At 46.3% G+C, this 12,230-nt stretch carries 10 protein-coding genes and 1 other RNA gene; 6 read left to right on the top strand and 5 right to left on the bottom strand.

The window, feature by feature from the left end:
- Positions 1-15 precede the first annotated feature (15 nt).
- The 3 genes from SHEWMR4_RS14580 to smpB form a co-directional block, all read right to left on the bottom strand.
- Complete coding sequence (locus tag SHEWMR4_RS14580; RefSeq protein WP_011623528.1) at positions 16-1,260, bottom strand: integrase domain-containing protein; 1,245 nt, start codon at positions 1,258-1,260, stop codon at positions 16-18.
- Positions 1,261-1,425: 165 nt separating this feature from the next.
- Positions 1,426-1,780: a transfer-messenger RNA gene (ssrA, locus tag SHEWMR4_RS20825) on the bottom strand.
- 72 nt (positions 1,781-1,852) lie between these two features.
- Positions 1,853-2,344 carry an SsrA-binding protein SmpB gene (gene smpB, locus SHEWMR4_RS14575; protein ID WP_011623527.1) on the bottom strand — a complete coding sequence of 164 codons (492 nt, stop codon included), beginning with the start codon at positions 2,342-2,344 and terminating at the stop codon, positions 1,853-1,855.
- Positions 2,345-2,597: 253 nt separating this feature from the next.
- On the opposite strand from smpB, the gene SHEWMR4_RS14570 reads away from it, so the two are divergent.
- Both SHEWMR4_RS14570 and SHEWMR4_RS14565 read left to right on the top strand, forming a co-directional pair.
- Positions 2,598-3,035: a type II toxin-antitoxin system RatA family toxin gene (locus tag SHEWMR4_RS14570; protein ID WP_011623526.1), complete on the top strand. Its 438-nt coding sequence runs from the start codon at positions 2,598-2,600 to the stop codon at positions 3,033-3,035.
- Complete coding sequence (locus tag SHEWMR4_RS14565; protein WP_011623525.1) at positions 3,025-3,360, top strand: RnfH family protein; 336 nt, start codon at positions 3,025-3,027, stop codon at positions 3,358-3,360. The genes SHEWMR4_RS14570 and SHEWMR4_RS14565 overlap by 11 nt, the downstream gene beginning before the upstream one ends.
- 76 nt (positions 3,361-3,436) lie before the next feature.
- Here SHEWMR4_RS14565 and SHEWMR4_RS14560 read toward each other — a convergent pair whose 3' ends face one another.
- The gene (locus SHEWMR4_RS14560; protein ID WP_041409108.1) at positions 3,437-3,928 is read right to left on the bottom strand and encodes an outer membrane protein assembly factor BamE; all 492 of its coding nucleotides are present in this window, start codon (positions 3,926-3,928) and stop codon (positions 3,437-3,439) included.
- 406 nt (positions 3,929-4,334) lie between these two features.
- On the opposite strand from SHEWMR4_RS14560, the gene SHEWMR4_RS14555 reads away from it, so the two are divergent.
- From SHEWMR4_RS14555 to SHEWMR4_RS14540, 4 genes are all read left to right on the top strand, one after another.
- Positions 4,335-5,126, top strand: a complete 792-nt coding sequence (locus SHEWMR4_RS14555) for an SAM-dependent methyltransferase (protein WP_011623523.1) — start codon at positions 4,335-4,337, stop codon at positions 5,124-5,126.
- A 44-nt stretch (positions 5,127-5,170) separates the two neighbouring features.
- A complete protein-coding gene (locus SHEWMR4_RS14550) occupies positions 5,171-5,383 on the top strand; it encodes a hypothetical protein (protein WP_011623522.1) in 213 nt (70 codons plus the stop codon).
- 63 nt (positions 5,384-5,446) lie between these two features.
- Entirely contained in the window at positions 5,447-7,174 is a 1,728-nt protein-coding gene (locus SHEWMR4_RS14545) for a GGDEF domain-containing protein (protein WP_011623521.1), read from the top strand.
- 223 nt (positions 7,175-7,397) lie between these two features.
- The gene (locus SHEWMR4_RS14540; RefSeq protein WP_011623520.1) at positions 7,398-9,167 is read left to right on the top strand and encodes a monovalent cation:proton antiporter-2 (CPA2) family protein; all 1,770 of its coding nucleotides are present in this window, start codon (positions 7,398-7,400) and stop codon (positions 9,165-9,167) included.
- Positions 9,168-9,235: 68 nt separating this feature from the next.
- Here SHEWMR4_RS14540 and SHEWMR4_RS14535 read toward each other — a convergent pair whose 3' ends face one another.
- Complete coding sequence (locus SHEWMR4_RS14535; protein WP_011623519.1) at positions 9,236-11,707, bottom strand: TonB-dependent receptor; 2,472 nt, start codon at positions 11,705-11,707, stop codon at positions 9,236-9,238.
- Positions 11,708-12,230 lie beyond the last annotated feature (523 nt).

Raw genomic sequence — 12,230 nt, 5'->3', positions numbered from 1 at the left:
CCTGTTGACTAATTATTATTCAGCCGCAACTTTCAACGTTTTAGTTCTTGTTAATGCCGAACCGCCTCTTGCTGCTTCCTCAATGTGACCGCTCCACCAGCTCATCATCGGCCGACGACGTTCTAAGTAATCGGTGCGGTTATAAGCGCTACGAACCTGATTTTCTTCAACGTGTGATAGTGCTGCTTCAACTAAATCTCTATCGAAACCTTGTTCATTCAATGTAGTGCTGGCTAGTGAACGTAGACCGTGACTAACTAATCGTCCCGCAAAACCCATGCGTTTTAGTGCCATATTTGCGGTTTGGCTATTACATGGCTTAGTTGGTTCACGATCGGAGGGGAAAACGTACTCACGATGACCGCTAATAGGCTTGATTAAATCCAATAGCACCAGCATCTGCTCTGTTAATGGGATACGGTGTTCGCGCTTTTTCTTCATACGTTCAGCTGGGATTGTCCAAACTCTGCTATCCAAGTCAATTTCATCCCATCTAGCACCAGCGGCTTCACTAGGGCGAGTCATTGTATGAAGCTGCCACTCGATCAAACATCGTGTCGTCAACTTAATGCTTGCGTAGGAAAGTGAGCGCATTAGTTCAGGGAGTTCGGCGGGGGCAAGGGAAGCCATATTCTCTTTTTTAGGCTTTTTGAATGCAGCCTTAATATTTGCTAATGGGTTAGCCTTAATCAATCCACAATTGGTGGCAAAGTTCATGACTTCATTCAAACGTTGCGATAGACGTTTGACTGTTTCAAGGCTGCCTTTAGCTTCAATTGGTCTTAGAAGCTCTATGACAAATGGAGCCGTTATATCTTTTACGGGCGTGTTAGATAGGCTAGGAAAAATGTGAAGCTCCAAAGAGCGCCAAGTATCGACTGCATGGTCTGCCGATACCGAGTCTTTTTTCATATCAAACCATTCTTTAGCTACGTTATAAAAAGTATGCAGGTGGATTGCATCAACTTCTTGCTGACGCTCTTTTCGAGCATCTTGGGGATCGATATTTTGAGCGATTAATTCTCTTGCTTCTAGTGACAGCTTACGGGCATTTGCTAGCGATAGATCGGGATACTTGCCTAAGCTGAGATTTGCCCTCTTACGATTGGTGGGTTTGTAATAGTTCAGAATCCATTGTTTGGAGCCGTTTGGTTTAATTCTTAAGCGGAGTCCGTCACCGTCAAATAGGTTATATTCTTTATCCCTTGGCTTGGCTGTTTTGATTTCTTTATCTGTTAGGCGAGTAGTGATAATGGCCATTATGGGTACACCATGGTATCGAAGTAAAAGCAGTGTACCCTCATGTGTACCCAAAAATCAAAGCTGTAGTAGGACGTAAAAAGACGTTAATACATCGTAAGTCATTGATTTTACGTTGTTGAAGGCAATAAAAAAGACGTCCAGAGACGTCTTAGTTACTTAAATTGGTGGAGGCGGCGGGACTTGAACCCGCGTCCAGAAAACCTACATCCAAGGCGCTACATGCTTAGTCTTTCTATTGTTTAACCGTTTGAACTCCGAAAGACAGGATCTCACACGGTGAGTCCGGTACTGTTTCGCGGTTCACCCCCGGACAGGGTTCCCTCGCTAGCACGATGTGAGATGACCATCAAATCCACTGCCCATGTGCGAAACGTGTGGTAGATGGCTAGCGGCATTAAGCGGCTAGAGCGTAGTTATCGTCGTTTGCAACTATAACTTTGCGGCTTTTAACGAGGCCAACCGCCCCTCGGCATGCTCCCAGGGTTTCGTGAATCCTGTCGAATCCAGAATCGCCCCCAAGAAAGTTGATTGTAACTCGTAGCGTGGCGATAACCTAGTATCATTTGCTGCAAGTTCAATCGTTTGTTCATTATCCGCGCGTTTTTTCCTTTTTCATTACGCGGGCTTTTTCCACTTCCCACTCGCGTGCTTTGGTATCTTCACGCTTGTCGTGGTCTTTTTTACCTTTACCTAGGCCGATTTCTACTTTGACCCAAGCCCCTTTACGCCAGTACATGGAGATAGGGATAATCGAGTAGCCTTGGCGCTCAACAAGACCAGCTAATTTATCTAACTCTTTACGACTTAAGAGCAATTTCTTCAGTCGAATCGGGTCGCACACCACATGGGTCGATGCGGTATTAAGCGGAATAATGGTACAGCCGTGCATAAAGGCTTCGCCATTTTTTAAGAAGACGTAGCAGTCCGATAGGTTTACTTTACCCATGCGGATAGACTTCACTTCCCATCCCATGAGGGAAATGCCAGCTTCCATTTTTTCTTCGAAACGGTATTCGAAGGTTGCGCGCTTATTGCGTGCGATCGTCGCAGGCGCGGCTTTTTTTGAGTTTTTCTTTACCATAGTGGCGCCATTATACGCACGGTGAATCAATTTGAAATGGATATAAGGGTTTATTTGAGCTATTTCAAGCCCTCATCAATTTATTGCTGTTTTTTTATGCGGTTTTGCTTAGTCATCATAGGGATATGTGAGGGGTGCGTTTTTTAAGTATCGTGGTAGAATCCAAACCAATTTTGTTAGCTTCCCTAGAGAGTAGGGCGCGCGGAGTTCGCTTGAGACAGCGTGTTTACTTAGATTGAGAGTGCCAAGCCCTATGCCGCAAATTTCTCGAAGTGTGTTAGTTCGTTTTAGTGCGATGCAAATGTATGATTTAGTCAATGATGTTGAGTCGTACAAAGAGTTTTTACCCGGTTGTGTTGGCGGTAAAGTGCTTGAGTTTGATGGTAAAACCATGGTGGCCTCGGTCGATGTGAGTAAGGCGGGTATCCGTAAGACCTTCACTACGCGCAATCAGGTGGTGCCGGGAAAGAGTATCGAGTTAAGACTTGAAAATGGGCCTTTTAAACACTTATTCGGTCAGTGGCGTTTTACCGAGTTGACGGAAGATGCCTGTAAGGTGGAGTTTGACTTAAATTTCGAGTTTTCCAGCTCATTGGTCGATATGGCTTTTGGTAAAGTGTTTAATGATCTTATGGTGTCTATGGTGACGGCATTTACCAGCCGCGCTAAGGTAATTTACAGTGACAAATGAAGCAGATAAGTTCGTCGTCGATGTTATTTACGCGCTGCCGACTCAGCAAAAGGTGATTTCGGTTAGCGTATTGCCCGGCACGAGCGCGATTGACATAGTGCGTCAGAGCAATATGGTGAGTTTTTTCCCTGAGATTGATTTAGAAACAGTAAAGCTTGGGGTGTTTAGCAATGTGGTTAAGCATGACCAAGTGATTTTACCGGGACAGCGAGTGGAGATTTATCGCCCGCTGATTGCCGATCCTAAGGATGTGCGCCGTCGCCGTGCCGATAAGGCCAAAGATGAAGGTCGTGCCAATAAAGTGACCGGTGGACGGGTGTCTTAATCTGTCTGCAATACCAGCACACAAAAAAAGCGCCATTGGCGCTTTTTGTTTTTAAGGCAGTGTAAAACCAGTGTGCTTACTTGATTGGTTTTTGAACTTGCGCTTCTGTTTGATTTTCTTTCACTAATGGCTTTTCATCTGGACGCTGTGCTGGCACAAGCGGGGCAGACTCAGCAGTGTTGGTCATAGGTAACTTACTCTGCTCAAGCGGCGTATTAAACTCTGGGCTTAATTCATAATCGCCCTTCACTAAGCTTAATTTGTTACCAGTAAAGTGCAGGATCAGTTCTTTGTGGGTAATGCTCGCATCACGGCCACTCTTATAGTGGTACACATAATACCAAGTGTCATCGGCAAAGCTGTCACGCAATACTGGGCGACCAAGAATGTATTCGGCCTGCTCTTTGGTCATGTCGATACGCAACTTTTCAACCTGTTGCGGCTCCATGTAGTTGCCTTGCGGAATATCGGGCTTATAGATCAGCCAATCAAACACGCTACAGGCACTGAGCGAAACTGAGAGCGCAATGGCGCTCAGCAGGGTAAGACTTTGCTTTTTATTGATCATTGTATGCGCTACTTCTGAAAATCTGGCGGCCATCATACCCAAGCACTCCCCCTTATGACAAGGGTAATTGGGCGTTGCGGCGCTTATCGTTGCAATTGTGTGAGTTTTCGACCTAAGCGGCGGGTTTTAGTTCGCTGTGAGTGAAGATTTTTATGCTGGCTATTGAGTCTAAAGGAGTTAAACCGCGATAAATTACGTTGAAAAACCGTAAAGTTAAGCAAAGCCGAGAGGGTGATGTAGCAATGTTGTAAAAACGCGGGTAAAGTTGTTAAAACGTTTTACTTTGATGGTGTTAGCATTTTTTCGCTATTTTAGGGAGTAGCATGGAATTTAGCGATCACTATTAAGTTTACGACTTCAATTTATTTAGTAATAAGCCCGCGGTAGAGCATTTTAGGAGAGGCTATTGGGATCACTCGTTTGTGTGGGTACGGGGTTACAGCTCGCGGGGCAGATTAGCGTATTAAGCCGCAGCTATATTGAACATGCCGATATTGTATTTTCACTCTTACCCGACGGTTTCTCGCAGCGTTGGTTGACGAAGCTCAACTCCAATGTCATCAATTTGCAGCAGTTTTATGCGCAAAATGGAGAAGTTAAAAATCGTCGATACACCTACGAGCAAATGGTCAATGCCATTCTAGATGCGGTGAGAGCGGGTAAAAAAACCGTGTGTGCACTCTATGGTCATCCGGGCGTGTTTGCCTGTGTATCCCATATGGCGATAACTCGCGCCAAGGCCGAAGGGTTTTCGGCCAAGATGGAGCCGGGGATTTCGGCTGAAGCTTGCCTGTGGGCCGACTTAGGAATTGATCCTGGCAACTCAGGGCATCAAAGCTTTGAAGCCAGCCAGTTTATGTTTTTCAACCATGTGCCGGATCCCACCACTCACTTATTACTCTGGCAAATCGCGATAGCGGGCGAACATACCCTAACCCAATTTCATACCTCTAGTGATAGGTTGCAGATCCTCGTGGAGCAGTTGAATCAATGGTATCCCCTCGACCATGAGGTGGTCATATACGAAGCGGCCAATTTGCCAATTCAAGCCCCGCGTATCGAGCGTTTACCCTTAGCGAATTTACCCCAAGCACACTTAACACCGATTAGTACGTTGTTAATTCCGCCAGCAAAAAAGCTGGAGTACAACTATGCTATTTTGGCTAAGTTAGGGATCAGTCCCGAAGATTTGGGCTAAATTGAAGTGTGATATTGAGTCATTATTAACTATAAGGAAAAAACATGTCTGCATTATCGGATTTTTTTACCCAGTTAGGCCAAGATGCGCAGTTAATGGAAGACTATAAGCAGGATCCCGAGGCGGTGATGCGTGCCCATGGATTAACTGATGAAGAAATTAACGCTGTAATGACAGGGGATATGGAAAAGCTCAAAACGTTAAGTGGCGACCAAGACTTTCAAGCCTTCTTATTAGTGAATCATGGTAATAATTAACTTATCTTGAAACGGTTACGTTGTGCCCTATTAGCCATCTTTGCTTTGTGTTCGACAGCGTTGATGGCTAACTCTCTCGATTTTGATCAGGCACTCAATGAGCTTGATGTATTACTGCAATCTGATTTTAGCGCCGCACAGAAAAAACTGGCCGAATATGAGACCGCATTTAGCGGATTAACCCCAACACAAAAAGGCAGACTAAGAATTGACAGAGCCATTAGTTATATTTTTGTCAGTGAATATGCCAAAGCGTTAGACGATCTGCGTCAGGCCGAAACCTTAATCACAAGTCCTGAATTATTAGCGTCGATTTATAGTTATCAAGCCACGGTCTATATAGGGATGCGCGACTATGACAAAGCCTTGTCGGCTGTTGCCAAAGCATTAGCCTTAGTGGTGAATATCGATGATGTTACGATTAAACGTCACTCCTATCTAAGAATTGCCAATATTTATTCTGAAATGGACGCTTATAGCGATATGGGCCTCTATGCCAATAAAGTGTTACAACTTGCTCAGGAAACCGATGTCCGCGATATTTGTCATGCCAAATTGTTGCGGGCTATTTACTTGCTCGGAGTGAAAAGTCCCGATGCCTTGGACGCCTTCGAAGATAGCCGTCAATATTGTGATGCGAAGCAATTTCCCCTTTTAGCAACGATGTCGATGAAAGGCAAAGGGATGGTTTTGCAGGAGCGGGGTGACAATTTAGGCGCGAGAGCGATTTTGCTATTAGCGTTAAAAGGGTATGAAGCTTTTCAATTTCAATTAGAAATCAGCCATGTGCATGCACTTCTTGCCGAGAATTACTTTGCAACGGGTGAGCCGGTGCAAGCCAAAAGTCACGCTGTTAAAGTGCTCACGTTTCCCGATGATAATAGTTATATCGAACATAAGCATATTGCCTACAGAGTGTTTGCCGAGTTGATGGCCTCGGATAAACAATTTGAACAAGCCTATGAATACTCCAGAAAAGAGCAGCATTATAATCAACTGATTTTTGACCAATCTAAGATGAAAACCCTTGCTTATCAAGCGGCTAAGTTTAATGCCGATGAGCAGGCGCGTGAAATCAACTTGCTGAATAAAGAGCGTGAACTTTACATCGCTCAGCAAACGGTAAAAGAACGTGAGTACACTAATATGCTGATGTTTATCACGATATTAGTTGGCGGGCTGTTTTTCCTCGCGATTTTGTTAGTCGTGGGCAATTTGCAAAAACGGCGTTTTATGCGTATGGCCAGAATGGATGCATTGACGGGCGTGCTTAACCGTGGTGCTGGGCAAGATCTGGGGGAAAATCTGTTTGTGCAAGCCGCTGCCCGAGGGGGCGATTTTTGCGTGATTTTATTCGACTTAGACTATTTTAAACGGATTAATGATTCCTACGGCCATGGTACGGGTGACTGGGCGCTGAAAAAAGTCGTTGAGGCGTTAAAACCCCATGTGCGCAATGGCGATGTATTTGCTCGGATTGGCGGTGAAGAATTTGCGTTGTTCTTGCCATACGCCAATGAATCTAAGGGGATGGAAGTTGCCGAACAATGCCGAAGCCGAATTGAAGCCATTGATACGCATCTCTCAGGGCATAAATTTACTATCACCGCGAGCTTTGGGGTCAGCGGTATGACAAAAGAAGACTTAAGCCTGGATCCTCTGCTACACCGTGCCGATATGGCACTGTATGCTGCAAAATCGAATGGTCGTAACAGTGTATTTTGTTATGAGGACGCTTTAGCCTCCGATAAACGCGCCACCAATATTACCAGCCAGTTGGCAAGGCAGTAGGATACGAGTTGTATTGTCTGTGTAACTGACTGTTTAGGTTAATGTAACGCGGTTTTCTTCTTTCGCTTTTTCGCTTATTTCTTGCGTTTGCTCGATGATTTTTAGGTCAATTTTTCACACTTTTTCCTGCCTAACTAGAGTATGATTGCCAGCGGTAGCCGAAGCTTTTTTCGCTTAAGGTCATACCCCTATTTTTGCCTTTCGCTAACGTTGTGGAGCCCTAATGGAAGAGTCGAGTCTGCTCACTTCTGTACTGTTATTTTTATTGGCCGCGGTGATTTTTGTGCCCTTGGGCAAACGTTTTGGCGCAGGACCGATTCTGTCTTATCTGGCTGCTGGGGGGATTTTAGGGCCTGGCGGTATGGCGCTGGTGTCTGATCCCGCTGCCGTGCTGCATTTTGCCGAGCTGGGTGTGGTATTGATGCTGTTTGTCCTCGGGCTTGAACTCAATCCGAGCAAGTTATGGGAGCTGCGCAGCGCCATCTTTGGTCTTGGCAGTGGTCAGTTACTCCTTTCTTGGGCGGCCATTGGCGGTTTAGCTTGGGGATTTGGCTTATCCATTGAGGCAGCATTAGTGGTTGGCGCGGCGTTATCCTTGTCATCGACGGCTTTTGCGGTGCAGTTGATGAGCGAACATCGATTGCTGACCACTCCGCTTGGCCGCGATGCTTTTGGGGTGTTGTTGATGCAAGATCTCGCAGTGATCCCCATGTTGCTATTAACCGCTTACCTTGCGCCTAATTCGGCCCAGATTGAGCACCATGCGGTGCCTTGGTATTGGACCTGTGTGGCATTAGTGGGCTTTGTGTTGGTAGGCAAATATCTGTTGCCGCGGTTACTTAAACTCGTTGCCAGTAGCGGGGTTCGTGAGGTGTTAACCGCCTTTGCATTATTGCTGGTGATGGGCAGCGCCGAATTGATGGAGTGGCTGGGGCTATCGGCGGGTATGGGGGCGTTTTTAGCCGGAATTATGCTGGCGAACTCCAGCTACCGACATCAGCTCGAAACCGATATCGAACCTTTTAAGGGCTTACTGCTTGGGCTGTTTTTTATGGCGGTGGGCATGAGTATGGATCTCAAGCTGTTTTTAACCGATCCCTTACTTATCCTCGCGATTTTGCTGGGCATGCTGCTGATTAAGACCACAGTGCTGATGCTCCTTGGCCGTTTACGGCACCATACATGGCGCCCGAGTATTGCCCTAGGTCTTATCTTGGCTGAGGGCGGTGAGTTTGCCTTTGTGCTGCTGTCGCAGGCGCAATTATCCAGCATAGTGGATGATAAAATCGCCCAAATCTTAGTGCTCGCCATTGGTTTATCCATGGCAGTCACACCGATGATTTTCACACTATTTAGAGCCACTAAACCTAAGGTGGTGGATACGCGCTCGCCCGATACCATTAATGTGACTGAATCTGAGGTGGTGATCGCCGGATTTGGGCGAGTAGGGCAGATCACTGGGCGGATTTTAGCGTCATCGGGCATTCCGTTTGTGGCCTTAGATAAGGATGCCAGCCATGTGGATGTGATCCGCAAATACGGCGGTGAGGTCTATTTTGGCGATGCCAGACGTTTAGATATGTTGATGTCGGCGGGGATTGCGCGCTCGCGCCTGTTGCTGCTGGCCGTTGATAATGTTGAGGATTCGATTGAAATTGCCCAGCAGGTGAAAACCCATTTCCCCCATATCAATATTGTCGCTCGGGCACGTGACCGTAACCACGCGTATCGATTAATGAGCCTTGGGGTGACCGATGTGTTCCGTGAAACCTTTGGTTCTGCTTTGTCTGCCAGTGAGAAGATTTTGCAGGGCTTAGGCTTATCACAGGTACAAGCCAATGAAAGGGTGAAGATTTTTGCCGAGCACGATAAAAAGCTGGTGATCGCTAGTGCTGCCCATCAGCATGATTTAGCCAAGCTGATTGATTTATCCACTAAGGGGAAAGCCGAGTTGGAGTCGCTGATGCGTGGTGACCGGGAAAACGTCAGTTAAGTCTGCCAACTATAACAAACAAGAGAGCCGATGGGCTCTCTTGTTGTTTATGGACTTAAGAAAACATCTTAGAAACTGTAGCTATATTGCAGTTTCACATTACGCTCTTCGCCTGGCATGCCACCGAGGAACATCGCCTTGCTGTAATAGTCTTTATTGAATAGGTTGTTGATATTCAATTGTAACTTCCAAGAGTCGGTGGCGTAGCTGATGGCAGAATCCACTAAGGTGTAGCTCGGTACATAACCATCTGGGATGCCAAATGAGCTTGAGTGTGTGCTTCTATCATCCACATACTTGGCGCCTAAACTCAGCTCAATAGGGCTTGTTAAGGCAAACCAGTCTGCACCATAGGTTACCCAAGCACTGGCGGTCACATAGGGCACACCTTTTTGACGGCTGTCGTAGTTGGCTTTGTCATTCGGGTTTTGTTTATCCCTAGCGTCTTGATACATGCCGTTAAGGTTGATGCGCCAGTTATCGTTTAAGTGGGCATTGAGATCCAACTCGACCCCTTGGGTATCTTCGCTGCCATCGTAAAAGTACACCGGCACCTCGGCACCTGACACACCAGCGTTATAGTCTGGGTTGTTGTAAGGCACATTAGTGCGTGAGCTTTTAAAGAACACCAGCGATGCTAGCATCTGATCGTCAAAGGCTTTAAAGCGCATGCCGAGATCGTTACTAACGGATTCTGAGTCTTCGCGGTCGGTATTTTCCCCAGTGATAGAACCTAAGATGCTATAGGCGGTGCGGCCCTTTGAGTGATTGACGAAAAATGATAAATCATCAATGGGCATATAGGTTAAGCCCAAGTTATAGGTGACACCGTTATCTTTGCTATCTTCCTCAGGAGTGGGGCTCGCTTGACTCGCGCTGTAGCGCTCATCCAAACCTAAGTGCTCATAGCTCTGTTTGATTTCGTTAAAGGCCACGCCAACACGGGTGGTAAAGCCATAACCTAAATAACCCACATGCTGCACGCCTAGACCCCAAGCGCTGACTTTTTTGTTGTAGTTGGCGGTTTTGAGTGGATCGTAGTCAGCAAATTTACCCGTTCCCCAATTTGGATTGCGGATATCGTAAATGTACGGTAGTGAACCACGGTAAATCACTTCGCCTTGTTTGTTTTTAATGACTTGATCCGCATCGTAAATCGAGAATTGCTCGAGGCGAATGTTGCGATCTTCGTAGTTAGCGTTCACCAGTAATTCGTTGTCGATATTGCCGATTTTGAAGTCGTAACGTAGATCGGCAAAATACTGCCATGAGGTTTCTTCGGCATCGAGCTGGCGGTATTCCTGACGTCTGGCGGCAAAGGGATAGAGCACGCCATTTTCAACCAGTGGCGCGCGGGGATCTTCGTTAATCACATCAGTCGGTACGCCGCCAACCTTGATTTTGCGCTTCCAATACACATAGTTGTAAGCCCCTGTTTGACGGGCAAAACCTGTAGTGTAGTCGCGATATTGTAACTGCTGGTTGAGGAACAGATTATCGGTAAAGTAGATATTGTGGGTTAGCTTGAACCTTAATTCTTCACCTTCATTATCTTTTGCCATGGGAGAAATTAATCCCGCGTCACCGAAGGAGTAGGGAGTTAAACCATCACCACTGGCGAGTGACGCCGCTAATTGCTGACGCTGCTCGTCGGTCAGTTGGATGCCTAGACCCTTTGGATCGTTTATCAAATCTTGCCAAGTGACTTCGCCCGCGGTTTTGCCGCCGACAGAATCGGCATTGTAGATACGGATTGGATGGCCGATGGAGTCAACGGCAATGGCGTCTTTGATATACGCGCCGGATAGCATCAGATCTTGGCTATCACTTAATACCCATTTGAGGGAGCCGAACACTTCATCACGGTCGGCGCCTAAATCACGGTAGCCTTCACTGCGGGCGGTTTTGGCGACTAAGCGGTACGCAAGATCATCTGCGATCCCACCCGTGCTATCGATGGCGAGCGAGTAGGTATCCCACTGGTCAACTTCTGTGGTGATTTTGTGTTTGGATTCAAATTGCGGTTTCTTTTCAATCAGGTTGATCACGCCGCCCGCGCTGCCCATGCCATAGAGTCCAGTCGCAGGCCCTTTTAAAACCTCCACGGATTCCACATTGGTTAGGGAGCGAGTGGGGTTAAAGGTATTGCCAAGGCCGGCACCGCCATACATGCCGTCATAGGTGTAGTTTGCGCCGAGGCCGCGAATCACTAAGTTATCCCCAATGCCGTAGTTATTGCCTGCTTGAGTCACCCCGCTGATATTGCGAATTAAGTCCTGCAGATTATCGACTCCTTGGCTGTTAATCAGCTCCTGGTCAACGATAACAACCGCCGCAGGGGTTTCCATTAAGGACATATCTGACTTAGTCGCAAGTCCTGAGTTTTTCACCACAGAGTTTTGTCTGCCATATACCGTTATACGCTCGACGTTTTCATCGCGAGCTGAAGGTGTGTCATCGGCGTAGGCTGTGTGTGGTAAAGCACTGAGGCAGGCGAGTGCAATAAGCGATAAGCGAAATACAGGCTGTAAAACTGGCATTGAAAGTCCCCCAATCAGAAAGGTCGCGAATGATAATGATTTTCATCTAGATTGCAACCCCTTGTTTGGCCCTTAAAAGACCATGAAGCTTGGCTATCTTTACATATGAAATACGGTTAACTGCGTTGGGGATAAAGACCTTCACTATTACTTGCTGCCCTCATTTGAAGCAATGCTGGGTCAGATTTCTAATTTGTTTCATTTTTTTTATAAAAAAGTGATTTATTTTTTGGGTTAACCATATCGACTCGGGTTTTTGATCGAGAAACATAACCCGTGATCCCTGTCACTCTCCGCTTACCCGCTCGACTGTTTACGTAAACGTAATAGTTAAACGAGTGTTTAAACTTGCGTCATGTTTAAATTTTGTTAACTCATTGTTTTTATTGATTTTAGTGACTTTCCTTAAGGTGGAGTTCAAAACGCGCACTGCTTTCTACTTAGGTCGAATAGGCTAAAAATGCTGTATAGTTAAATTTTCAATTGGTAATTAAATTACGTATAAAATTACATTGCACTTGTA

Origin of the sequence: Shewanella sp. MR-4 (assembly GCF_000014685.1) — a bacterium.
In the GTDB taxonomy this organism is placed as follows: domain Bacteria; phylum Pseudomonadota; class Gammaproteobacteria; order Enterobacterales; family Shewanellaceae; genus Shewanella.
This window is presented reverse-complemented; position numbering and strand designations above follow the sequence as displayed.